Annotated in this window: 30 protein-coding genes; 12 read left to right on the plus strand and 18 right to left on the minus strand. The window is 30.0% G+C overall.

What is annotated here, in order from left to right:
- Positions 1 to 6 precede the first annotated feature (6 nt).
- The 6 genes from EG240_RS04935 to EG240_RS04960 form a co-directional block, all read right to left on the minus strand.
- The gene (locus EG240_RS04935) at positions 7 to 807 is read right to left on the minus strand and encodes a porin family protein (RefSeq protein ID WP_125018043.1); all 801 of its coding nucleotides are present in this window, start codon (positions 805 to 807) and stop codon (positions 7 to 9) included.
- A gap of 5 nt (positions 808 to 812) precedes the next feature.
- Positions 813 to 1,205, minus strand: a complete 393-nt coding sequence (locus EG240_RS04940; RefSeq protein WP_125018045.1) for a hypothetical protein — start codon at positions 1,203 to 1,205, stop codon at positions 813 to 815.
- 62 nt (positions 1,206 to 1,267) lie between these two features.
- A complete protein-coding gene (locus EG240_RS04945; RefSeq protein WP_125018047.1) occupies positions 1,268 to 2,356 on the minus strand; it encodes an ATP synthase subunit B family protein in 1,089 nt (362 codons plus the stop codon).
- 3 nt (positions 2,357 to 2,359) lie between these two features.
- On the minus strand, positions 2,360 to 2,995 hold the full coding sequence (locus EG240_RS04950) for a hypothetical protein (protein ID WP_125018049.1): 636 nt from the start codon (positions 2,993 to 2,995) through the stop codon (positions 2,360 to 2,362).
- Positions 2,995 to 3,546, minus strand: coding sequence for an RNA polymerase sigma factor (locus EG240_RS04955; RefSeq protein ID WP_125018051.1), 552 nt, complete (start codon positions 3,544 to 3,546; stop codon positions 2,995 to 2,997). The genes EG240_RS04950 and EG240_RS04955 overlap by 1 nt, the downstream gene beginning before the upstream one ends.
- Before the next feature lie 199 nt (positions 3,547 to 3,745).
- On the minus strand, positions 3,746 to 4,486 hold the full coding sequence (locus EG240_RS04960) for an RDD family protein (RefSeq protein WP_125018053.1): 741 nt from the start codon (positions 4,484 to 4,486) through the stop codon (positions 3,746 to 3,748).
- An 18-nt stretch (positions 4,487 to 4,504) separates the two neighbouring features.
- Between EG240_RS04960 and EG240_RS04965 the strand changes: the two genes are divergently transcribed.
- Genes EG240_RS04965 through EG240_RS04990 form a run of 6 tightly spaced genes read left to right on the plus strand, consistent with a single transcriptional unit; the run spans position 4,505 to position 10,724 of the window.
- Positions 4,505 to 5,479: a stage II sporulation protein M gene (locus tag EG240_RS04965; RefSeq protein ID WP_125018055.1), complete on the plus strand. Its 975-nt coding sequence runs from the start codon at positions 4,505 to 4,507 to the stop codon at positions 5,477 to 5,479.
- Positions 5,480 to 5,494: 15 nt separating this feature from the next.
- Complete coding sequence (locus EG240_RS04970; RefSeq protein WP_125018057.1) at positions 5,495 to 6,445, plus strand: hypothetical protein; 951 nt, start codon at positions 5,495 to 5,497, stop codon at positions 6,443 to 6,445.
- Positions 6,438 to 7,226, plus strand: a complete 789-nt coding sequence (locus EG240_RS04975) for a hypothetical protein (RefSeq protein WP_125018059.1) — start codon at positions 6,438 to 6,440, stop codon at positions 7,224 to 7,226. The genes EG240_RS04970 and EG240_RS04975 overlap by 8 nt, the downstream gene beginning before the upstream one ends.
- Positions 7,223 to 8,422: a DUF4350 domain-containing protein gene (locus tag EG240_RS04980; RefSeq protein WP_125018061.1), complete on the plus strand. Its 1,200-nt coding sequence runs from the start codon at positions 7,223 to 7,225 to the stop codon at positions 8,420 to 8,422. Before EG240_RS04975 ends, EG240_RS04980 begins: the two co-directional genes overlap by 4 nt.
- On the plus strand, positions 8,403 to 9,395 hold the full coding sequence (locus tag EG240_RS04985) for an AAA family ATPase (RefSeq protein WP_125018063.1): 993 nt from the start codon (positions 8,403 to 8,405) through the stop codon (positions 9,393 to 9,395). Before EG240_RS04980 ends, EG240_RS04985 begins: the two co-directional genes overlap by 20 nt.
- A 57-nt stretch (positions 9,396 to 9,452) precedes the next feature.
- On the plus strand, positions 9,453 to 10,724 hold the full coding sequence (locus EG240_RS04990) for a DUF58 domain-containing protein (RefSeq protein WP_158611986.1): 1,272 nt from the start codon (positions 9,453 to 9,455) through the stop codon (positions 10,722 to 10,724).
- A gap of 4 nt (positions 10,725 to 10,728) precedes the next feature.
- Here the strand turns inward: EG240_RS04990 and EG240_RS04995 are convergent, their stop codons facing one another.
- The 5 genes from EG240_RS04995 to EG240_RS05015 form a co-directional block, all read right to left on the minus strand.
- The gene (locus EG240_RS04995; protein ID WP_125018067.1) at positions 10,729 to 11,709 is read right to left on the minus strand and encodes a polyprenyl synthetase family protein; all 981 of its coding nucleotides are present in this window, start codon (positions 11,707 to 11,709) and stop codon (positions 10,729 to 10,731) included.
- An 88-nt stretch (positions 11,710 to 11,797) separates the two neighbouring features.
- Complete coding sequence (locus tag EG240_RS05000) at positions 11,798 to 12,703, minus strand: MBL fold metallo-hydrolase (protein ID WP_125018069.1); 906 nt, start codon at positions 12,701 to 12,703, stop codon at positions 11,798 to 11,800.
- A gap of 420 nt (positions 12,704 to 13,123) precedes the next feature.
- Positions 13,124 to 13,312: a cold-shock protein gene (locus EG240_RS05005; RefSeq protein ID WP_125018071.1), complete on the minus strand. Its 189-nt coding sequence runs from the start codon at positions 13,310 to 13,312 to the stop codon at positions 13,124 to 13,126.
- A gap of 945 nt (positions 13,313 to 14,257) precedes the next feature.
- Positions 14,258 to 15,298 carry a 23S rRNA (adenine(2503)-C(2))-methyltransferase RlmN gene (rlmN, locus tag EG240_RS05010; RefSeq protein WP_125018073.1) on the minus strand — a complete coding sequence of 347 codons (1,041 nt, stop codon included), beginning with the start codon at positions 15,296 to 15,298 and terminating at the stop codon, positions 14,258 to 14,260.
- 85 nt (positions 15,299 to 15,383) lie between these two features.
- Entirely contained in the window at positions 15,384 to 16,124 is a 741-nt protein-coding gene (locus tag EG240_RS05015) for an SDR family NAD(P)-dependent oxidoreductase (RefSeq protein ID WP_125018075.1), read from the minus strand.
- A gap of 141 nt (positions 16,125 to 16,265) precedes the next feature.
- Here EG240_RS05015 and EG240_RS05020 point away from each other — a divergent pair, with 141 nt between their 5' ends.
- A complete protein-coding gene (locus EG240_RS05020) occupies positions 16,266 to 16,907 on the plus strand; it encodes an O-methyltransferase (RefSeq protein WP_125018077.1) in 642 nt (213 codons plus the stop codon).
- Between the two features lie 16 nt (positions 16,908 to 16,923).
- On the opposite strand, the gene EG240_RS05025 is transcribed toward EG240_RS05020, so the two are convergent.
- From EG240_RS05025 to EG240_RS05040, 4 genes are read right to left on the minus strand one after another with little or no spacing between them, the layout of a single operon-like run.
- Entirely contained in the window at positions 16,924 to 17,514 is a 591-nt protein-coding gene (locus EG240_RS05025) for a phosphatase PAP2 family protein (RefSeq protein ID WP_125018079.1), read from the minus strand.
- Positions 17,514 to 17,870, minus strand: coding sequence for a Sec-independent protein translocase subunit TatA/TatB (locus tag EG240_RS05030; protein WP_125018081.1), 357 nt, complete (start codon positions 17,868 to 17,870; stop codon positions 17,514 to 17,516). Before EG240_RS05030 ends, EG240_RS05025 begins: the two co-directional genes overlap by 1 nt.
- Positions 17,871 to 17,906: 36 nt before the next feature.
- A complete protein-coding gene (locus tag EG240_RS05035; protein WP_125018083.1) occupies positions 17,907 to 18,614 on the minus strand; it encodes a hypothetical protein in 708 nt (235 codons plus the stop codon).
- Positions 18,615 to 18,616: 2 nt separating this feature from the next.
- Entirely contained in the window at positions 18,617 to 19,354 is a 738-nt protein-coding gene (locus tag EG240_RS05040) for a hypothetical protein (RefSeq protein ID WP_125018085.1), read from the minus strand.
- Positions 19,355 to 19,469: 115 nt separating this feature from the next.
- Here EG240_RS05040 and pepE point away from each other — a divergent pair, with 115 nt between their 5' ends.
- The 3 genes from pepE (at position 19,470) to EG240_RS05055 (ending at position 21,395) form a co-directional block, all read left to right on the plus strand.
- Positions 19,470 to 20,177 (plus strand): dipeptidase PepE, encoded by a 708-nt coding sequence (gene pepE, locus EG240_RS05045; protein WP_125018087.1) that lies wholly within the window; start codon positions 19,470 to 19,472, stop codon positions 20,175 to 20,177.
- An 82-nt stretch (positions 20,178 to 20,259) separates the two neighbouring features.
- Positions 20,260 to 20,850 carry a hypothetical protein gene (locus tag EG240_RS05050; protein WP_125018089.1) on the plus strand — a complete coding sequence of 197 codons (591 nt, stop codon included), beginning with the start codon at positions 20,260 to 20,262 and terminating at the stop codon, positions 20,848 to 20,850.
- A 32-nt stretch (positions 20,851 to 20,882) separates the two neighbouring features.
- Complete coding sequence (locus EG240_RS05055; protein ID WP_125018091.1) at positions 20,883 to 21,395, plus strand: phosphate ABC transporter permease; 513 nt, start codon at positions 20,883 to 20,885, stop codon at positions 21,393 to 21,395.
- A 35-nt stretch (positions 21,396 to 21,430) separates the two neighbouring features.
- Here EG240_RS05055 and EG240_RS05060 read toward each other — a convergent pair whose 3' ends face one another.
- The 3 genes from EG240_RS05060 to EG240_RS05070 all read right to left on the minus strand — a co-directional run bounded on the left by EG240_RS05060 (position 21,431) and on the right by EG240_RS05070 (position 23,325).
- Positions 21,431 to 21,934, minus strand: a complete 504-nt coding sequence (locus EG240_RS05060; RefSeq protein ID WP_125018093.1) for a hypothetical protein — start codon at positions 21,932 to 21,934, stop codon at positions 21,431 to 21,433.
- A gap of 79 nt (positions 21,935 to 22,013) precedes the next feature.
- Positions 22,014 to 22,232, minus strand: coding sequence for a hypothetical protein (locus EG240_RS05065; RefSeq protein ID WP_125018095.1), 219 nt, complete (start codon positions 22,230 to 22,232; stop codon positions 22,014 to 22,016).
- A 52-nt stretch (positions 22,233 to 22,284) separates the two neighbouring features.
- Entirely contained in the window at positions 22,285 to 23,325 is a 1,041-nt protein-coding gene (locus EG240_RS05070; protein ID WP_125018097.1) for an NAD(P)-dependent alcohol dehydrogenase, read from the minus strand.
- A 135-nt stretch (positions 23,326 to 23,460) separates the two neighbouring features.
- Here EG240_RS05070 and EG240_RS05075 point away from each other — a divergent pair, with 135 nt between their 5' ends.
- Positions 23,461 to 24,015 carry a hypothetical protein gene (locus EG240_RS05075; protein ID WP_125018099.1) on the plus strand — a complete coding sequence of 185 codons (555 nt, stop codon included), beginning with the start codon at positions 23,461 to 23,463 and terminating at the stop codon, positions 24,013 to 24,015.
- 2 nt (positions 24,016 to 24,017) lie between these two features.
- Complete coding sequence (locus EG240_RS05080) at positions 24,018 to 24,524, plus strand: hypothetical protein (protein ID WP_125018101.1); 507 nt, start codon at positions 24,018 to 24,020, stop codon at positions 24,522 to 24,524.
- The last annotated feature ends 68 nt before the right edge of the window (positions 24,525 to 24,592 follow it).

Here is a 24,592-nt window from a genome sequence, read left to right on the forward strand (position 1 = left end):
TATCAACTAGTTTCCTAATTCAATTTGTATTCCTAAAGTCCAATATTTTTGGTCTTGCGCATTATTTTTAAACACCGGAGCTAAACCATATTTCCCATAAAGCTTAATATCTCCTTTTCCGACATAAGCCATTAAACCGTAATCAAAATCGTTAACATTCCATTTTCCGTGTTGCTTCTCAGTTATCTTATAACCGTTTTCATCTTTATATGAAACGAACTGTTTCGAATTGATGTTGTAAGCTACATAACCTCCAAGTCCAAAATTGATTCTATCTTTTGTAATGAATTTTCTGTTTGCAGAATTATATTCTTTTGTAGAAAAATCAAAATCTAAAGCAATTGGAATATTAATGTAAGAATTTCTAAAAAAAGTATGCGCCTTTCTTAAATTTTGAGGTGATGTTTGTAAAACCGTTTGATTTCCATCCAATACAAAAACACGATTATCCGTTGCTGCAACCGAATTATAAGACAAAGTCAGTCCGTATTTAATACCTAAAAGATTGCTTTCTTTTGAAAACGGACGACGTTGAACAACTCCAAATTCAAAACCAGTCGAACGCAAATAACCAAAATCTGAGTTTGCGAATTGATTATCTTTAGCCATATTCACAAAACCAAAACGGACCTGAAAACTTGTCGTTGGCTTATAAACAACCGCTGTGTCTTTAACGGTTCTTCCAACATATTTGTAAACGGTTTCTTTGATATCGATTTCTTCAACTTCTGGAATAGAATCGTTTGTTTGCGCTTTTACAGCTGTTCCTATAAATATAACAGCTAATACTAGTAATACTTTTTTCATAGTTTTTAATTTTTAGTTCCTTGCCAAGTTCCAGATAAACTTAATAATGTATTTGTCCAATTTCCTTGCCCAGAATTTGCGTTTAACGTTCCGTTGAATACACCAACAACTGAATTATTTACATAAAAATCAGCATCTAATTCACCTGAATCACTAACCGTTCCTTTCATTGTAAAAACTGTCGATGCAACAGGACTACTTGCTTGACCCGTAAATTCACCATTTGCATCGATTTGAGCAGTCCAAGTTCCAGAAGCTTCTCCAGAATAAGTTCCCGTCCAAGTTCCTTTAAATTTAGATTCTGTTTGAACATTTTCTGTAGAATTGTCATCTGATGAACAAGATGTAAAAGATAATGCTGAAACAAGTAAAACTGCAGCTAAAAGGATTTTTTTCATAATTTTAATTTTTTTTAAATTGATTTTTAATTGTGATTTTACAAACATAAATAATAGCAAATTTAGATAATATCTAAGTTTATCCCAATATTTAAAAAGTTTTGTTTGAATTCTGAATTTTTAAATGTTGGATTTAAATTATAAGTTGCAAACAACGAATATTTTTTATACCCAAAATAAGCACCAACTCCATAAACAAATTGATTAACTCCGTAAGCACCAATTTCCCTGTTTTTATGTTCTTTGCCTGAAGTTTTGTATTTCATAATCTGAGTAACTTTTTTATTACCGTAACCTGCAAATCCTCCAATTCCCATAAAATAGGATTGTCTTGAACGTAATATCACATTCCCGTATTCATCTTCTTTCTTTTTAGAAAAATCGTATTCGAAATATGCCGAAATTCGTGATTGTCCAAAGTCAATTCTAGATTTCTTCAATGGTTTTTCATAATCAACTAAAGTAGTTTGGTTATCAACCACATCAAGTACTTTTTGATTGGCAGGTTTTACAAAATTGTAAATCGTTGTCCATTCATAACGCAGATAATAATGCGGATTATCTTTAATCAATCTGGTTTTTCCTCCAACACCAAAATGAATTGATGAGAAAGGTTTGGTTTTATACATATCTGTATTTAAAGCACCGTCAACTAAATTTAAACTTGTTCCAAAACCTAACGACAAAATAATATGCGAACGTTTTTCAACCAAACTTTTTATGTAATCATTTAATGAAGCTTTCATATCCAATTCATTATTAATTTTAACTTGGATAGCTTCGTTGATTTCTTTTTCTGATTTTAACGTTGCTTCATCAATTTTATTTGCATAAAAAATAGCTTTTTCATTTTTTAAAACTTCTGCCTTCTCTTGTGAAATTTCATTATTTTTTAATTGCTGTTCAATTAGTAATAAATCTTTCTTCAAAGCTTCTTTATTCTCTTTAATTGATTTATCTAATTGATTTGAGATTTTGTTAATTTGAGATTGAAAAATTTCTGATTTTTTTTCATTATTATACGCTAAGCTTTCTTTAAAAATAAAATAGTTATCCTTTTTTTCAACCTGAACAGAATCATTCGATTGTCCGTACATTTTACATAGCAAACTTGCTAAGAAAACAGAAATATAAATTATTATTCTATACATAACTTATTGATTTATATTATTCAATGCCGTTTTAACTTCTTCAAATTTATGTTTCATTTGCTTGAATTGTGAAGCTGACTTTTCAACATTTTTCTCATACTCAGCAACCATCAACAATTTTTTAGGATCAACTTTTGATGTAGGAATTTCTTGTTTTTCTTGTTGAACTTCAACAATTTCTTGTTTGTTTTCTTCAATCGAAACTATTTCTCTATCCACTTTAACTTCTAACTCATTTAATTGCTCTTTTTCAATTTTTGGAAGATGTGCAATTGCTTTATTTTCCGATTTCGCTTTAATAATTTTAGGTTCAGAAACAACTTCATTTTGATGTGATTTTGCCTCTTCAATTTCTTCAACTTCTTCGTTTCGATTTTCTTCGATTACCAAATTTTCCGTTGGTTGGATTTGAATTACGTTTGGTTCTATCGAATCGGAATTCATCTTAAAAAAGAAAGTTCCTAAACTCACAAATACTAAAATTGAAGCTGCAATAAACAAATAGGTTCTTGGTGATTTCTTTGTTGTTTTCACTTCTTGATCATTCAACATCATTTCAAGCTTATCCCAAGCTTGTGCGCTTGGTTGGATTTTCCGCTCGTTTAATTTTTCTTTGATATTTTTTTCAAACTGCTCCATTATAATATCTTTTTATCTTGTAATTGAATACGTTCTTGTAATAATTTTCGTGCGTGTGCTAATTGAGATTTGGATGTTCCAATTGATATTTGCAACATTTCAGCAATTTCTTGATGTTTGTAACCTTCAACAATCGAAAGCACAAAAACCATTTTACAACCTTCTGGCAAATCGTCAATCAATTTCTGAATCGCTTCAACTTCATACAAACTATCGTTTTCAAAATGGCTTTCTTCTTTATATGAAACATCTTCTGTAAAAGTGATTTGTTTTTTCTGTCGAATAAAATCGATACTTTCATATATCATAATGCGACGCATCCAACCTTCAAAACTTCCAGCAAATTGAAATTGATTGATGTTCTGAAATATCTTCATAAAACCCATTAACATTACATCTTCTGCTTCGTGAATATCTTTTATATATTGGCGGCACGTACTTAATAACGAAGGCGAAAATCTATCATACAATTGTTTTTGAGCCAAGCGATTTTGTTGTTTCACTTGCTCAATTAACTTTTCTTCTGAATATTTTATCGGTATAATTTTCACTTACTTGGTTATTCTATTTACATAGACGTAAAAAAACGAAGAAAGGTTGGATGAAGGGCAAAAAAAAATTACTTTTTTTTCGAATAAAAAAAGTAATTATCTAATTTAAAACCAATTAAGCGAAAATAAAAAAAATATTTTTTTCTTTCAACTACGCAATTCAACATTAAAATTAGTGAATCTAATATAGAGAAATAGACTATTTACTGGTTAAATGATTAAAATCATTTATAATTGTTTGTATAAATTGATGTATAGTTACATCGTGTTTTTTAATTTCAGTTACTTCTTCAATCTTTAAAACTAATTTGTTTAACATCTGCATATCGTTTTGCATGATAGCATTTGAATACGCCTTTTTTATGATATTCATATCGTTGTCAGATAAGCGAACAACCGTTGGGAAAGTAACTATATATTCATTAGAAATTTCGTCTAAAAAACGATGTCTAAGTTGTATGTACGATTTTAAAGAAACTACTGTTGTATCAGCAACTATATCGCCTAAACGCTGACTTTTATCAGAAAAAATGATACTCACCATTGCAGGTAATCCCAAAGAAAAATCAATATCTATTAATCTGCAAACCCATCGACTAAAATAATCTGAAAACCTAGCTTGATATCCCTCTAATTTTACCACTCTAATTTTCAAAAGCATTTTACCAGGAGTTTGACCGTTTGTCCAACTTTCAAAAATTAACGTATAAAAAACTGTAGGCGAAAACAAGAGAAACATTATCGAAGATTGCTCCCAAGAATCTAAAACATTGACAAAAGAACCTAATCCTAAAAGGTCAAAAACAAAATAAAACAAAGCAATTATATAGACTATTTTAATAGCCATGTCAATTGCAAATGCAAGTAAACGTTCGCCTAAAGAAGCTGCTTTAAAATTTATTGCGACATTTTGAGTTGTAATGATAGTTATTCCATTCATTATTTTTATTTTAGCTCTATGAGAGAGATTGCATTTATTAAACAAAATAAAGAAAAATGGTTAAATATAGAGCAACAATTAACAGTAAAAAATAAAATATCTGCTGAAGATTGGTCTCAGATGTATGTTCAACTAAGTAATGATTTGGCTTTTTCACAAACATTTTATCCAAAAAGCGAACTTACACAGTATTTAAATAACCTTGCAGGTTCAGTACATCAAAAAGTTTATACCAGTTATAAATATGAAAAAAATGCTTTAAGCAAGTTTTTTTTCTACGAAGTACCCGTTATTGCTTATCAATACAGAAAGGTATTGTATTTTTCTTTATTATTATTTTTAGTTTTTGTTGGAATTGGAGTTTTATCTGCAGCTTATGACGACCGTTTTGTACGCTTAATTCTAGGCGATGCTTATGTAAATGCAACTTTAGATAATATATCCGAAGGAGATCCTATGGCAGTTTACAAAGGAAGTTCAAACTGGGGAAGCGCAATTGGCATTACAATCAATAACTTATTTGTAGGAATTCGATGTTATATTTATGGGATTTTTGGAGGATTAGGTACGTTTTATATAATGTTCAACAACGCCATAATGCTAGGTAGTTTTCAGTATTTTTTCTACGAAAAAGGCGTTTTCAACGAAAGTATTCGTGGTATTTGGCTACACGGATCAATGGAAATTATGGCTATTGTAATTGAAATATGTGCAGGTTTTATTTTAGGAAGTAGTATTTTATTTCCGGGTACCTATTCCCGATTGCAGTCTTTAAAAATTGGATTTAAAAAAAGCTTTAAACTTTTTATAAGCACCTTGCCTTTTACTGTTTTTGCTGGAATTATAGAAGGTTACGTAACACGTTATGCTAAAGAAATGCCTAATTTTTTAAATTATATTATTATTTTTGGAACATTAGCGCTGATTAGCTTTTATTACTTTATTTATCCAATAATCGTTAACAGAAAAATACAAAACAAACAAATCATTTAAAAAAACGAATCACTTATGTTTCAAATTTTCAAAATTCGCGATTTTGGCGATTTTATTTCAGATACCTTTCAATTTTTAAAGATATATGGCAAAAATTATTTTAAAAACTATTTAAAACATGCTTTTGTTGCACTGTTATTATTAATGGTTTCAATGGCATTAATAAGTACTTTTTATTATCGAGTAATTGTAACTTCTATTGGATATAATGGTTCTGAAACCTACGACAACTCTTTTGTTACAGACAATGCAGTTTTCTTAATAATAGGAATTGTGGTGTGTTTTCTTGTTTCGCTTTATTTAGGCTTACTAAATTACACTTATCCCGTGTATTATTTAAGATTGGTTGGTGAAAACCCAAATAAAATGCCCGAGCTAAAATCTATTAGAACTCTAGTAAAAAATGATTTAGGACGTTTACTTGCATTTGGATTTTTAAGTTTTATTATATTTGGATTAACTGCAGTTATAACCTTTTCAATTGCTATAGTTTTAAGTTTTGTAATCATTGGTTTTTTTATATTAATTCTTTTGATTCCAACCTTTATTACATGGTATTCTTTAACTCTTTACTTCTACTTAAATAAAAATCAATCCTTTTTTACTGCTTATAAAAATGCTTTAAATACTATTTTTAACAACTTCTGGACAATTATAGGAGCTAGTTTTTGTATGTTAATTATTGTATATGTTTTAAGCACTGCAGTAACAATAATTCCTTATATAATCACAATGGTTACCATGGTTATGGGTACGCAAGGAATTGACGGAGGAGATATAGACAGCTCTAACATATCTATTTTAATGATTGTAATTATTATTATTTATTGCATTTCTATTTTGGTTAGTATGTTACTAAATCACTTATTGTTGATACAATCAGGATTGATTTATTATTCCGAACGTGAAAAAATAGAACAAAATACTATACGTCAATCTATTGACGAAATTGGAAAGTATGAATAAATGTATTTTTATTTTTTGGTTTCTTTTTAGTTTCACTCTTTCTGCACAATATCATGAAGAAGACGAAATTACGACAGAAACATCTGGAGTAGAAGAAGTTTTAAATGATAGTAAGATAACTCAAGATTCTATCAACAGTACACTTGTGCCTTTAAATACGGAACAATTTTCTAAAAAAGAATTCAATCCTAACTTCCGAAACGAATATTCCGAATATTATTATAAATACGATATTAAAAAAGAAAACGGCTTTTTATCTCGAATGCGTGATTGGTGGCAAAGTTTTTTAGATTGGTTTTCTTTTGGCACATCAGAACCAAACCCTGTATTTGATGAAATAGTAAACATTGTATTGATTATTTTAGGTGGCATTGGATTAGGTTATTTAATTTATTATCTAAACAAAAAAGGATTTATTCGTTTGTTTTCAAAGAAAAATGAGATTGTTGTAAATGAAAAATATATCGAAGAGAATATCGAAAAAATTGATTTTGAAGCCTTAACAAAGACAGCTATTCAAGATAATAATGTGCGTAAAGCTATTCGTTATTATTACTTATGGATGCTTAAAAACTGGTCGCAAAACAATTTTATAGATTACGAACCTAACAAAACAACCAAAAAGTATCTTAGTGAGATAACGGATCTAAAAAACAAAACTTTATTTCAATACATTTCATATATATATGATAACGTTTGGTATGGTTCACATGAAATATCTTCGGCTAATTTCACTAAAATCGAACAACAGTTTATCGAACTTATAAATAAAAAATCATGAAAAGCGAATATGTAAAATATGGTGTTTACTTTTTATTGGCTGCATTATTTGTAATGTTCATTCAATTGTATTTTCCCAGTCCTATTAATTGGGAAAGAAATTTTAATACTCAAAATAAAGATCCTTACGGATTATATGTTTTCAACAACGAACTTCCAACTTTATTAAAAGATCAAAAAATAACTAAAACGGCTTTAACTCCTTATGAGTATTATATTGATAGCTTAAAAATAAACAACAGCAGCGAAAAAACTTTCTTAGTTATTGAAGATGCAGCAAATTTTGATGTGATTTCTGCCGAAAAATTATTAGAACAAGTTAATAAAGGTGCTGATTTGGTTATTTCTGCTGAGAATTTCTACAGTGGTTTCGCTACAATTTTAGACACCTTACTTTTAAAAACAGATAAAGTTTCTCAAAATAAACTATACTTTGTAAATAACAGTTTTTCGAAAGACAATTTTATAACCAAGGACAATTACAACAATGTTTTTTTAGTAAAAAATCCGAACAACCACACGGCAATAGCTAAATTAGATTATGAATTGGCTTTTATTGCCACCAAATTTGGTAAAGGAACCATTTATTTGAACACCACTCCTATTTTGCTTACAAATTATTATTTGCTAAACAAAGAAAATGACTTTAGTGGTTTCACGGAAGGTTTTGCTACTGTCATTAAAAAGAAAAATGTGGTTTGGTTTGATTCTAATTATAATTCAAACGAAAGAGAAGAAAACAACTCCTTGCTAAGGGTTTTATTTAAAAATAAATCGTTACGTTTTGCTTGGTACACTTTATTTGTATCGCTTTTGCTGTTTGTATTTTTCTACGGAAAACGCAAACAACGCATTATTCCAATTATTGAACCTGTTAAAAACACAACGGTTGAATATGTAGAAACGGTAGGTAATATGTATTTTCAAGAAAACGATATTACGCAGCTTTTGCAAAAACAAATTCAGTTTTCATTATATTTTATTAGAAATAACTTGAAAATTTCAACCCAAAAAATTGATACTGATTTTAAAGATAAATTACAACAAAAAACATTGGCTTCAACTTCCGATATTGATGCTTTTGTACAATTTGTTCAAACTTTTAATACGCATCAAAAATACACACAACAGCAATTAATACAGTTTAACCAACTTTTAGAAAAATTAAAAATTAACTATGGAAAATTTAGAAAATAACGACATATCATTTGACAGCCGATTACCTTTAAACGAATTAAAATCGCAAATCGAAGCTATAAAAAATGAATTACGAAAAGTAATCGTAGGTCAAGAAGAATTAATAGATTTACTTTTAGTTTCATTAATATCAAACGGACACGTTTTAATAGAAGGTGTACCAGGTTTAGCAAAAACGTTAACTGCAAAATTGTTGGCCAAAACCATTCAAACACAATTTTCTCGCATACAATTTACGCCTGATTTAATGCCTTCTGATATTTTAGGAACATCAATTTTCAACAATCAAACGAATCAGTTTGAATTCAAACAAGGTCCTATTTTTTCAAATTTTATATTAATTGATGAAATAAATCGCGCGCCAGCAAAAACGCAATCAGCTTTGTTTGAAGTAATGGAAGAACGCCAAATTACCATTGACGGAAACACCTATTTAATGGAGCAACCATTTATTGTTTTGGCGACGCAAAATCCAATTGAACAAGAAGGAACTTATTCGTTACCAGAAGCACAATTAGATCGTTTCTTAATGAAAATCACCATTGACTATCCTACCTTAGAGCAAGAAGTTCAATTACTAAACCTTGAACAAGCAAATGAAAATGTAGTAAAAACCAATTTAATTAATCCGGTTATTAAATCGACACAATTAATAGATTTTCAAAAAACAGCATTAAAAGTATTGGTAGAACCACATTTGATTCAATTCATTGCGCAGATAGTAAACAACACACGTAATCACAACTTCTTATATTTAGGAGCATCGCCACGTGCATCAATTGCAATCTTAAATGCAAGTAAATCATTTGCTTTAATTAATGGACGCGATTTTGTTACGCCAGACGATATCAAATACATTGCTTATTATGTATTAAATCATAGATTGATATTGTCTCCAGAACGCGAAATGGAAGGAATTACCATTAAAGATGTAGTAAAACAAATTGTAGATACAGTAGAAATACCTCGATAACGCGCAATGAAACTTTTGTACCTAAATACACGTTTTTATATAATATTACTAATTGTAATGATCATATTTGTTGTAGGATTTTTTATCACTGCATTCTTTTATGTTGCATTAGTATTTTTATCAGCTTTTACATTAGTATTATGCGTTGAATATTTTATGCTTTTTCATCAAAAGAAAGGAATTACTTCAGAAAGAATCATTGCCGATAGATTTTCAAACGGAGATGCGAATGAGGTTACGATTAAAATACAAAACAACTATGGTTTTTCTTGCGATTTACTTATTATTGATGAATTGCCTTTTCAATTACAAGAACGTTCGTTTTCAATATCAGATTCGTTAAGTAAATATTCTAAAAAAAGCGTGCAATACGATGTAAATCCAAAAGAAAGAGGTGTTTATGAATATGGAGCAATCAATATTTACGTTAGTACCTTAACAAAATTCATACGTAAAAAATATACTTTTTCTGCGAATCAAAAAGTAGCTGTGTATCCTAGTTTTTTAAATTTACGCAAGTACGAATTATTTGCTTCTAGAACAGCTTTATTACCTAACGGAATAAAACGCACACGTAAAATAGGTCAATCATCAGAATTTGAACAAATTAAAGAATACGTTTTAGGCGATGATTTACGACATGTAAACTGGAAAGCTACAGCCAAAAGGCAACACATTATGGTAAATCATTACCAAGAAGAAAAAGCGCAAAATGTGTATTTACTTATTGATAAAGGCAGAACAATGAAAATGCCTTTTAACGGAATGTCATTATTAGATTATGCCATTAATGCCTCGTTAATGTTAGCTAATATATCTATTAAAAAACAAGACAAAGCTGGTTTATGGACTTTTGATAAAAAAACTGATATCTTCTTAAAAGCAGATAACAAAACCTTACAATTACGCAGAATTATAGAATCTTTATACAGTATTACAACAGATTTTAAAGAATCAAATTACGAATATATTTTATCGGAAAGCTTAAAGAAAATTCAAAAAAGAAGTTTGCTAATTCTTTTTACCAACTTTGAAACAGTCGATGCCCTTAAAAGACAATTGCCCTATTTAAGAGCCTTGGCTAAAAAACACGTGGTATTAACTGTTATTTTTGAGAATACGTTACTTGATGAAATTTATTCTAAGAAAATAAATTCTACAAAAGACATTTATATACAAACAATTGCTTCTAAATTCGTACACGAAAAATACTTAATTATGCAAGAGTTACAACTACACGGCATCAAAACAATATATACCAAACCAGCCGATTTGTCGATAAACTTGTTAAACAAATATTTAGAAATAAAACAACAAGAAATTATTTAAAATATTATTTTTTTCTTTCAACCACATAATTCAACATTAAAATAAGGGACTTTTTATAAGGTGAATCTGGAAAATCAGCTAATAAATCTAAAGCTTGCTGTTGAAAAGCAAACATTTTTTGTTCGGCGTAAGCCAAACCTTGTTTATCTATTACAAACTTAATCACTTCACGAACACGTTTTTTATCGGTATTGTGATTTTTAATTGAATTGATTACCCATTTCTTTTCAGTATCCGAACAATTGTTTAATGCATAAATTAAAGGCAAAGTCATTTTTTGTTCTTTAATATCGATTCCGGTTGGTTTTCCGATGGCATCATCTGTATAATCAAACAAATCGTCTTTTATCTGAAAAGCCATTCCCACGTATTCACCAAACAAACGCATTTTTTCAACCAATTCTTTATCATCTGGCTGAACCGAACAAGCACCTAACGAACAACAAGCAGCAATTAAAGTTGCTGTTTTTTGGCGAATGATTTCGTAATAAACATCTTCGGTAATATCTAAACGACGGGCCTTTTCAATTTGCAACAACTCACCTTCGCTCATTTCACGAACGGCAACCGAAATGATTTTCAACAAATCAAAATCATCGTTATCAATAGATAACAACAACCCTTTTGAAAGTAGGAAATCACCAACTAAAACGGCAATTTTATTTTTCCAAAGTGCATTGATTGAGAAAAATCCACGGCGTTTGTTCGAATCGTCAACCACATCATCGTGAACCAAAGTTGCAGTGTGAATCAATTCGATAACGGCAGCTCCACGATACGTTCGTTCGTTCATTTGCCCGTTATTGACCATTTTTGCAGTTAAGAAAACAAACATTGGTCGCATTTGTTTTCCTTTACGATTAATAAGATAGTGGGTTATTCTATTTAATAAAGCAACGTTTGAATTCATTGAATTACGAAACTTATCTTCGAAAAGTTTCATCTCTTGTTCAATCGGTAGTTTTATTTGTTCCACTATTTTCATAGATTCAAAATTAACATTTTTTTTAAAACTTAGTGCTTAATCTAAGTCAATTTTAAAAAGAAAAGCAACGATTTCTCGTTGCCTATTATTATTCAATTCGTCCTTGACTTTTTAGTTTCCAATAACGTAATAATCCGTTAACTGACATCCAACTTGGATTGGCATATTCATAGACTTGAATTTCTTCATCTGATAAACCTTTTGCTCTAAAAGCATCTGATGTAAACTTCATAAATTGTGGTACAATTTCATCTGCTGGTGTTCCCGCATCAAAAAATGGTTTCATAAAAGTAGCCCAATTATCAAGCTCAACTTCTAATTCATTTAGCAATTGGATTGGATTTTCTTGACGAGCAAAATGCGTTAAATATAAAGCCGTTGGATTCTCATCTTTTAATTTTTGAATCGATTTTTTCCATAACGTAATATCGATATCTGGCGGCGGACAAGGTGGAACAACCGGTCCGTTTTCAATTTTACAACCTGCAACATCACCCGTAAAAATGATATCATTTAATTGATATGCATTATGATGTATTGCGTGACCTGGTGTATAAATCACTTTAAATTGTACATCACCAAAATCAATTACATCACCATCATTTGCGGCGATTAATAAATCTGTTGAAATTGGTTCCATTTTTCCCCACAAACGCTCCATATCATCACCGTAAATCATAGCAGCAGAATTCCATAATTTTTCAGGATTTGCCAAATGTGGTAAACCAATTTCGTGAACATAAATTTTAGCTCCGTTTTTAGCGAACTTCCAAGCAGCTCCAGCGTGGTCAAAATGAATATGCGTTAATAAAACTGCGTGAATATCTTCTACTTTATAGCCTGCATTTTCTATTCCGGCAGCTAAAGCTTGATAAGTTGTTTCTGGTCCTGATTCGATAAGAATTGGTCCTTTTTCGGTTGGTATTAAGAATGAACCAATGGATTCTTTAGTATTTAAAAAGTTTAAATCGATTACTTGTATTTGGGTGTTCATATTAGTTTTATTTAATATTGGGAAGATACAAATTTTGTTGAAAAGTAAAATATTTTAAAATCAGAAAATCAAAACAAATTAATAGTTAAACTCCAACAGAGTTTAGAACTCTGTTGGAGTTTTTGTTTATGTAAATTTTAAAGTAAAATACACTTTTAATTAAAAGAGATTGATTTCTTGATACGAAAGCGATTCTAGCCCAAATTGCAGCGGCATCCTTTTACGAAATGAAATGCAGTAAAAGATATAGCGGAAAGCTGGAAATAGCTTCAAATAAACTTTAAAAAAGTACAGAGTAACAGCTTTCTTTATAGTAAAATAAAACAGTAACGATTCGTAATTGTTTTAAAACTAAAAAACACATAACGTTTCCATTATGTGTTTTCTGAATATAATTATTATTTATATTAAAAAGAAAAACTATGCTATTCTTTTTACATTAACAGCAGTTAATCCTTTTTGTCCTCTTTCAATATCATAACTAACATTATCATCTTGTCTGATTTCATCTTCTAATCCACTTACGTGAACAAAAATATCCTCATTTCCGTTTGTTATAAATCCGAAACCTTTTGCTTCATTGAAAAATTTTACTGTACCTTTTTGCATTCTATTTATTATTAATTTATTATTTACCTCTATTTTCTTTATATAAAGGTTATGTTATTTGTATTTCTTAAGCTATTAGCTTAAAAAATAGCTACTTTTTTTTGAAAAATATCTGATTGAATAACTGTAGTATCCATCCGTTCATACTTTTAGATATGATCATTTCTTCTAATGTTAGTACTCTTTCAAGTTCAACATTTTGTTGTATTTCTATTCTGTTCATTTATTGTAATATTCATTTAAAAACTACTGTTACCTATGTAAATCTATATTCTAACTAATTCAGACATATAACAGTCTATTTATGATAAATCAGTCGGAAACTCGTACTAAAAAGCACGAAAGATCACTTAATTAAGATGCAGTAAGGATGATGTTTTTTAAATAAATACTTGATTTGAGAAAGAACGTTTTTGCTTTTTTTAAATTCAAGATAATTTTACTTTTTTGGTCATTTATTATAAACACTAGAAGTGCAACCGAAAAAATTAATATATCTATGATAGAAAAAAAATTACTTAAAGTGATTATGATAAAATGTCTTTAATTTATCATTTCTATTCTTAATGATAAACTTATTAATATTGGAATTGAGGCTTCAGCCGTGGTTTTAATGAAGTAGTAAACTCTTTTAATCGAGTAATAATTGCTAAAGTAAATAGCCGGCTTAAAATAGTGAAGACAAACTTCTTTTGTTTCTTTTACAAAGGTAATACTTTTTTAACCAAAACCTAATATTATTGAATAAATTTTATTTTTTTATCTTTTTTACTAAAAAAAATATAGTTTAAAATAATATTTTTTAATCTTTTGATTTAGCCCAGATTGCAGCGGCATCCTTTAATTGATGGCTTCGGCTCCGCTCAGCCAACAATTAAAGATATAGCGGAAAGCTGGAAATAGCTCCAAATAAAAAACCTGCAAGAAAATTCTTACAGGTTTTATTTATGATTTATTTGCTAATTGACCACAAGCGGCATCGATATCTTTTCCACGAGAACGACGTACTTTAGCAACAATTCCAGCGTTTTCTAAAGCTTTGATGTACGCATCAATGGCTTCTGGAGCAGCTTGTTGAAATTCGCCATCGTCGATTGGGTTATATTCAATTAAGTTGACTTTACAAGGTACATATTTACAGAACTTCACTAAAGCATCAATCGATTTTTTGTCGTCATTGATTCCGCCCCAAACCACATATTCGTAAGTAATTTTACTTTTTGTTTTACGGTACCAATATTCCAAAGCTTCACGCAATTCGGGTAACGGAAAATTTTTGGTAAACGGCATAATATGATTCCTGATTTCTTCAACGGCAGAATGCAACGAAACAGCTAATTTGAATTTTACCTCATCATCGGCCATTTTCTTAATCATTTTTGAAACTCCGGATGTAGAAACGGTGATTCGTTTTGGCGACATTCCTAAACCTTCGTCTGAAGTAATCATATCAATAGCTTTCATTACGTTGTTGTAGTTCATCAACGGTTCGCCCATTCCCATAAATACAATGTTAGAAAGTGGACGGTTGTGATACAAACGACTTTCTTGATCGATAGCAACTACTTGGTCGTAAATTTCGTCTGGCGCCAAATTACGCATACGTTTTAAACGAGCTGTTGCACAGAAATTACAGTCTAAACTACATCCAACTTGCGAAGAAACACAAGCTGTGGTACGTGTTTCGGTTGGAATTAAAACAGATTCAACCACCAAACCATCGTGCAAACGAACGGCATTTTTTATGGTTCCGTCGTTACTGTGTTGCATCGTATCCACCTTGATGTGATTAATCACAAAGTGAGCTTCGAGCATGTTTCTGGTTTCTTTAGAAAGGTTGGTCATATCATCAAAATGATGTGCTCCTTTACTCCATAACCATTCGTAAACTTGGTTTCCTCGGAATGATTTATCACCTTGAGAAACAAAGAAATTTCGCAAATCTTCTTTGCTTAATGTACGGATGTCTTTTTTTGTCGTTTGCATGATGCAAAGTTAGTATTTTCGATTGGAATTTTTCATAAAAAAAGTGAACCTAAATAAGTTCACTTTTAATCATTTATTTCGATTTTTATTTTGCTAAATATCCTCCATCGATTGGATAATAGGTTCCGGTTGCAAACGAAGCTTCGTCTGAAGCCAACCAAAGTGCTAATGAAGCAACTTCTTCTGACGTTCCTAATCGTTGCATTGCGTGCTGAGATTTTAAGAAATTTAAAACATCAGGTGTTAAATTATCATCAACTAAAGGTGTAGAGATAAATCCAGGACCAATAGCATTGATTCGTACATTTTTTGTTCCGTATTCCCAAGCGGCAGATTTTGTTAAACCAAGAACTCCGTGTTTTGCTGCAGAATAAGCAGATGAATTTGCAAAACCAACATAACCTAAAATCGAAGCCATGTTAATAATACTTCCGCCTACTTTTTCAATTTCTGGTAATTGATAATGCATACCATAGAAAACTCCGTTTAGGTTAATATCAATTGTTTTTTTCCAACCTTCGATAGACATTTCTCCAACTATATTCGCTTCTCCGCCAATTCCGGCATTATTTACTGCAATATGTAAAGCTCCGAATTTAGCAACGGTTTCTTTTACAATCATTTCGTTATCTGAAGGTGAAGCAGCATCTGCTTTTATAAAATATGAATCTGCTCCAATTTCTGCCTCTACTTGCTTTCCTAAAGTTTCATTCAAATCAGTAAAAACAACTTTTGCTCCTTCTTTTACAAAACGCGCTACAATTGCTTTTCCAATTCCAGATGCTCCACCTGTTACTAATGCTACTTTATTTTCTAATCTTTTCATTGTTCTACTTTTTGATTTCAATAAAATTATGAAAAATATTCGTTATAAAAACTGATTTTCATCATATAACATAGGGAAATCAGTAAAATACAGGAAAAATGATTTTCTGAAAATAATGTATCTTTGCAAAAAATACATCACATGCATTTTATTTCAGAAGAATTAGAAAATTATGTTGCGCTTCATTCAGAAAATGAACCTGAAATTTTGCAACGTTTAAATAAAGAAACGCATCAAAAAATCTTACAACCTAGAATGCTTAGCGGTCATTTTCAAGGTCGTGTTTTAAGTATGCTTTCTAAAATTATCAATCCGAGACATATTTTAGAATTGGGAACTTACACAGGTTATGCTACTTTATGTTTGGCAGAAGGTTTACAAGCTGATGGAACGATTGACACCATTGATATCAACGAGGAATTAGAAGAAATTCAAGAGAAATATTTTAATTCATCAGATTATAAAGGACGAATTTTTCAGCACATTGGTGATGCAATTGAAATCATTCCGACGTTGAATAAAAAGTTTGACTTGGTTTTTATTGATGCCGATAAAGAAAACTATATTAATTATTGGAATTTAATTGTCCCGATGATGAATAAAGGTGGAATTATTTTATCTGATAACGTCTTATGGAGCGGAAAGGTTTTGGAAGAAGTTAAGAAGAATGATAAGTCAACTCCGATTTTATTAGAATACAACCGAATTACAAAAGAAGACCCAAGAGTTGAAACGGTTTTATTACCGATAAGAGACGGACTTACGGTTTCACGAGTTTTATAAAAACAAAAACGCTTTCTTATTCGAAAGCGTTTTTGTTTTGTTTATCTGTAAGATTTAATCTTTTATTTAAGTATTTGAATAATTTAAAGAATAGGAATCCTGATAATCCTCCGAAAATGAATCCACATAAAATATCACCTGGATAATGTAATGCTAAATAAATTCGGGTATAAGCAAATAACAACGGAAAGAAAAATATTATCCAAGCGTATTTGTAATACTTTCGCAAAACGGCAAAAAGAATCACCATTGCTCCTGTTGAATTTGATGCGTGACCTGAAAAGAAACTGAAACTTTTGGTGTTTTTTAAAACACGAACCATCCCTTCAATTGCTGGTTCATTTAATGGTCGTAATCGCTGAAATGAATTTTTAAAGACATTAGTCATTTGATCCGTAAATGTAAAAAACAAGGCTAAAACTACAATCAATAAACCTAATTGTTTCCAACCTAGCTTTTTATATAATAAATACAATAAAATCAAGAAAAACGGCCACCAATTTAATTGTTTGGTAATATACAACCAAAATGGATCCCAAGTTTCTGAACCAAAACTATGTAGATAAACTAATAATTGTTGATCGAATTGTATGATTGAATCTAACATTATTTCATTCGTTTAATTGGACCTGTCATGTTTTCGATATCTTCTTTTGTCTTTTCGATTTCATTTTGAACATCTGACAAAGGATTGAAATGATCCATATTCATTGATTGTTTTAAATCGTCATATCCGACAGATTTTTTCAACTCATCGATTTTCACAGACTCTTTAATATCCTCGACTACACCAGATTCTTCAACACTTTTTGTTATTTCGTGTTTGATGTCGTTAGTAGCATTTTTAATTTGAGCCATTCCTTTTGCTAAGCCACGAGCTATATCTGGAATTTTATCAGACCCAAACAACATTAAAATCACAGCAATTATTACGAACAATTCGCCTCCGCCTATTCCGAACATTTTGTTTAATTTTTTACAAAGTTAAGTATTTCCTTTTTATTGTTGATATTCTTTAAGAGTTTCTAAATACATTTTAGCTTTTAGAGGTAATAAAAATTCTAATTGATATTCATTATGTCTTTTTACAGCCTCAATAACATCAATATCATCTATTAGAAAAAATCCAAAACCACCAATATACTCTTTTGGAATTTTAAGCTCTTCGACAAAATAATCTTCACTCATTGAGTTAATCATTTGTTCTGCCAAATCGTTTTGCTCTTCCATTTCAATTGCTCTCTTAATCATCTTGGTTCTTCCTGAAAGAATATTAATAAATTGTGCAATTAATCCTCCTGAAGTGGCTGTATGCAGTTTTTTATAATTACTTGTTCTCCTTGATTTGGCATCTAAATAAGCATTTCTCTTAATAGTACCATCAATAACCATTTCTTCTAAAGTATCTTCATTTGGTTCTAATGAAATATAAAGAAAACGACTTTTTAAATCAGCTGGTGTTACAACAATAAAAATAGGTTTGAAATTTTCTGACGAAAAAACCACAGTATCATTTAAAGCGATTGGCATTTTAAAATATCCACCTTTTTCTGAATAAACCGTTTTTTTGAGATTTACGTTCTGGATTGCTACATCATGCAAATCGAAATATTTTCCAATTATTCTACCGTTCTTAGCAATGCGTTCTTGAGCTTGAATTCCAACAGAAAACAAGAATAAAATCGCTATAAAAATTTTAAACTGCATTTTCATTTTTCAAGTTCTTTAATTATTTCCAAATATTCAATTGATTTTTGAGTCATCAAAAACTTCAATTCGGTTTTATTATATGACGTTATCGATTTTGTTAAGCTTTTATTTTGAGTAATAAAAAATCCAAATCCTTCGATATATAATTTAGGAATATGAAGTTCATTTGTATAAAATTCTTCATCAAAAACATTGATAATTCTTCGCATTAAAATCTCTTCACGTTCGAGTTCCAAAGCACGCTTCAACATTGCCGTTCGTCCTGACAAGGCGTTTACAAATCCATCAATCGATACGATTCCGTAAGGAGATGAAGTCGATGTTGCAGTATGTAATCTTTTTTCTGTTGGCGTAAGTTTTTTTCTTGGTTTAATAATTCCTAAAGATTCCGCAGTAATTCTTCTGTCAATAACCATTTCATCCAAGGTATATTCTGAAGCTTCCATCGGGATGAATAAAAGTTTTTTAGAAAAATCAGTTTCTTTAATTACTCTTCTTATACCTTTTAGATTTACCGAAGCAAAAATCAACGTATCATTTGGTTGCATTTCAATTTTGAAATAACCTCCTTTTTCTGTAGTTGTATTCTTCCTTGCCGAAATATTTTCGATATAAATACCTTCCAAATCACGGAATCTAGAAACTACTTTTCCTTGAACTTGGGTACGTTGTTGCGAAAAACAATTCGTTAAGTTCATAAGTAGAAAAAATAAAAAGATTAGGTATTTATGTTTCATTTGATTATTTTAAGTAAAAGTAAAAATATTCTTTAATACGTTAAAGTTAATTGTAAATGTTTGTAAAGTTATGTTAAAAGAAAATAACTTAATTTTGTAATTATAACTGAATATAATGAAAAATTTAATCATAGCAAGCACCTCAACTGTTTTTGGTTTAGGATATTTAGAATATCTATTTCCGGTATTAGAAAATCATTTCAAAAATGTAAGCACGATTGTATTTATTCCATACGCAAGACCAAGCGGAATTACGCATGACGAATATACTTCAAAAGTTGCTGACGCATTCGAAAAAATCGGTAAAAAAATCATTGGTTTACACACATTCGAAAATCCGATTGAAGCGATTTCTAATGCAGAAGGAATTTTTACTGGTGGCGGAAATACATTTTTGTTAGTAAAACAATTGCATCAAACGGGTGTAATGACGGCTTTAAAAACAGCTTTGCTAAACGGAACTCCATATTTAGGATGTTCGGCAGGAAGTAATATTACAGGTTTAACTATGGAAACCACGAACGATATGCCAATTGTTTATCCTCCAAGTTTTCAAACTTTAGGAATGGTTCCTTTTAATATCAATCCGCATTATTTAGACCCAATTGAAGGTTCGACACATATGGGCGAAACTCGCGAAACTCGAATTAATGAATTTCATGCATTTAATACGCAACCTGTTTTGGGTTTACGAGAAGGAAGTTGGCTGGAAGTTCGCGGAGAAAAAATCACTTTAAAAGGTGAATTAACGGCACGATTATTTAAGCAAAATCAAAATCCAATTGAATTGGAAACAGAATCAGATTTATCTCATTTATCATAAAACGGTCAACAATAGACCGTTTTTTTATTGCTTTATTTTTTGTAAATTTAAATCAATCAAATATTTATGAATCAAATAAATAATGCAAGAAACAAAAAAACATAGAAAAAAAACAACCTTTTTCTTAATTGCATTAGGTGTAATTTCGGTAATTGGTCTTTTTTATATAATTATATATTATCGATATCCTTTACAACGAGAAATCGTTTTAGATTATTATTTAATTGCCATTATCATTTCATCTCTGTGCTTTACTTCTGTTTTGGTTGCTTTTGCAAACTTCATAATCAATAATGGAGAAGAAAGAGAACGTCAAGGTTTGCCCTTTTTCGAGACAAAAATCACGGTTAAAAAAATTCTAATCAATACTTTCGTCATTTTAGGAATCGTAACTTTTTATTATTGGAACAACATTTTAGATTTTGATTTATCGATGAAAGAAGAATATTCATACATCGATGGCGCAACCTTTGTTGGTAAAAATGTTTCTTATAGCAGATTTACATCTCAAAATCGTTGGTTCTATGCTTTTGTAAATGAAGAAAATGATACTCTGGTTCTGAATTCATCATTTGAAAATCCAGTGTTAACAAAGATGAATTTGAATACAAAAAATTTAACTGTTGAATATTTACCAAACACAAAAAGTTTACAAAGTGTATCAAAAGAATAATTTGTAATTAATGCTAAAAAAACATCAGATTTATGAAAAGTATTATGTTTAAAATTGTATTTCTATTTTGTTTTTGCATCCAAATAAACGCACAAACAGAAATTGATATTTGGTCAGGAACTTATGCATTAAGTTATCAACCAGAAGGTAGCGAAATCTTAATTCCGATGGATACGATAATGATTTCTCCTTCAAGAACATTAACCGAAGATGAGGTTGCTGCACGATTTGAATCTGATTTGAAAAGATGGGCAATTCGTTCGTTTATGGAATTTGATAATGAGAATTTTATAAAGGCTAGACGTTTTTTGTTCGATGAAGAAAATGATGAATATGCAGAATTTGGTTGGAGTGAATTACATAAAAAAGATAAAATAAATTGTCTTGATGCGGGACATTTTTTTATGTGTCAATCTGAGCAAAAAGACGAAATACAAATTGGAGACGAAAGCTTTAACTCTGAAACTGGTATTTTTGGAATTCGCTTACATTTCGGACTGTTTCATCTAAAAAAACTTACGTTATTGAATCTAAAAAGCTCCTGATTTTTCAAGAGCTTTTTTGTTTATAAAAGATTATACTATTTTCTTATGCAATTCACATCCATTTTCAAAACTACTTCTATTTCTTCACCGGTCTCATCATCTTCAAAATCAAAAGCATCACTTAATGAAAAATTGAAATTAGAATTCGTTAGTGAATTAACTTTCATCTCAACTACGTCAAGACTTCCATCAAACTCATCAACCGATGTAATTGTAATTGTTTTTGCGGCTTCATTATAAACATACGTTCCTTCGTCCGTCGTCCATTCTCCCTCATTCTCGTCAAATTCTTCATAACTCGTTATAAGAACTATGTTATTGTTTTTAAATTCAAAAATAGTTCCTACAACACCGTTAACCTCAAACTCACCATCTTCATCTTCAACTGGCTCTCCGTCAAATGTTATTGAATAATCAAAAGATTTTGCTTCCCATTTTCCAATTAAAGATGAAGCTGCACTTTCTGATGAATTATCGTCACTACCACATGAAACAAGTAAACTCGTGCTAGCTACAAACAGAAATAATAATTTTTTCATTTTTTTTCAGTTATTTAGTAATTTTGACAAATATAAAACTTTTTTACCTAAAAAAAAAGAATAAAAAGCTCCTGATTTCTCAAGAGTTTTTAGTGAAATTATTTGTACAATTTGTTTTAAAAATTTTCATGATTATCCAAGTAAATCCAGATAGAACAGAAAAAACAATAATCGTCATTGCAATAAACTCTATCATCTGAACTAAAATAGTTGGTTTTACTTTGTCTGAATCCGTAAACCAGCCAAATAAAACCAAAACCAAAGATGTGATAAATAAATATAAAACTGTTTTTATCATAGATTAAATGTTTATTATAAAACGTAATCACAAAAAAAATATTGCCTTTATATTACAATGTTTTCAAATCTATCACAAAACGGTATTTTACATCAGAGTTTTGCATGCGAACATAAGCTTCATTAATTTCATTCATTCGAATAACCTCAACATCAGAAACGATATTATGTTCGCCGCAGAAATCTAACATTTCTTGTGTTTCTTTAATTCCTCCAATTAATGAACCAGCGATGTTTCTACGTTTATTAATTAAAACCCCACCATGTACTCCTGGAAGTGGCTCAATTGCTCCAACCATACACATCGTTTTGTCTAACTTTAACAACAACAAATACGGATTTACATCGTGAGCAACCGGAATGGTATTCAACAAGAAATCAAAACTATAATTATGTTGTTTCATTTGTTCAGGATCTTTTGAAATCAAAACCTCATCAGCTCCTAATTTCATTGCATCAGCACCTTTAGATTCAGAAGTAGTAATCATCACTACATGCGCTCCCATTGCTTTTGCAAATTTCACTCCCATGTGACCTAAACCTCCTAAACCAATAATTCCGACTTTATCTCCTTTTTTTACATTCCAATGACGCAATGGCGACCAGGTAGTGATTCCTGCACAAAGTAAAGGAGCAACCGCATCTAAAGGTAAATTGGTTGGAACACTTAAAACAAAATCTTCGTGAACGACAATGTTTTCTGAATAACCACCGTAAGTAATTCCACCATATTTTGAATTTTTAGAATTGTAAGTTCCGGTAAAACCATTTTCGCAATATTGTTCCAAATCTTCATCGCAAGAATGACAATGTTTGCAAGATTCTACCAAACATCCAACTCCAACTAAATCGCCAACTTTATATTTGGTAACTTCAGAACCAACAGCTTCAACTCTTCCCACGATTTCGTGACCTGGAACAGCCGGATAGTTCGTTGGTCCCCAATCAGATTGAGCTGTGTGCAAATCACTATGACAAACACCGCAATAATCAATCTTAATAAAAACGTCATTAACATCTAAGTTTCTTCTTTCTATCGTATGTGGACCTAACGGATCAACCGCATTAAAGGCTGCGTATGCTTTTGTGCTCATTTTTTTCTAAAATTTAATTATTCATAATTGAAAGATTTTATAAAGTTACAAAAAAGGATGTTGGTTTAGAAAGCTAAATAAATGAAAATATCAACTAAATTTATTATATTGTATCAACCTAAATACAAACCACTTATGAATACATTTTCAGCCAAAGATTTTGGATTAAAACTCGCAAAAACAACCGAAAATGGTTTTGTTTTTTATCCAAATAAAATGTGGCGCGCATTCAGTTTTTTAATAATTTTTAATTGTACTCCTTTTGCAATTGCTATTTCGTTTCTTTTGGATATTAAATTCAATTTATATCTAATTTTATTTGTGACTACTTACGTTATTGCAAGTTCAATTATGTTTATTGTAAGTCTAAAACGAATTGAATTAAACAAGAAAACAAATAAACTAATCGTTCATAATTTTACTTCAAAAAGAGAAATTCAAATAAAACAAGTAACGTATATTATCCGAATGACAACAAAAGAATATGTAGATCTATCTCGAAGATGGCGAAGTGAAACCAACATCCGTTTTTTTATTGAAATCGATTCATCGGAAAGAATTCAACTGTATTGGCCGTTAAAATTAAATAAGCAAACTTTAAATCAGTATGATTTTTTGGTTGATAAAATGATTAGCACTTTTGGTTTCAAGAAAAAGGAATTGTTTGTTAATAAAATTGATGCCAATTAATTATGGAAAAAGAAACTATAAAATGCAATATAGCTAAATTGATTAAACACATTTTGATTACTATTAGTTTGATTTGTCTTGTGATTACTTTGTTATATTTTGAAATTCTTGAAAGAAAGCAATACCGAATGATTTGGATTGGCGGTATTGCATTTGCACTTTATTTACTTTTCAAGGATCTTGAATTGCTTTGGAATTATAAAAAACCTGTTATCGAAATTGACTCAGAAGGTTACATCGATTACGATTCTATTTACGGAAAAGTTTATTGGAATAATATTGAAAGCATTGTTGCTGTTGATGTTTATCCATTTTTCATCTTATATAAAGAACCTAAGGTTATTGTGTATTTAAAAAATAAACGTAGCACAATCTCACATTTAAAAAACAAGAAACTTATTGAGAAGGCTTTAGAAAACAATTCGATAAATATTAATACGACAAAAATTGACATCAGCGCTACCGACTTGCGTGATAAACTTTTAAAATATAAAAAATTATACAGTTGATTTTTGTAACCTGAGTTCGATTAATAAATCAAGAAAAATAGTTGGTAAAAAAAAGAAATAGTTGTATA

It is taken from the genome of Paenimyroides tangerinum, assembly GCF_003865405.1.
Classification (GTDB): Bacteria; Bacteroidota; Bacteroidia; order Flavobacteriales; family Flavobacteriaceae; genus Flavobacterium; species Flavobacterium tangerinum.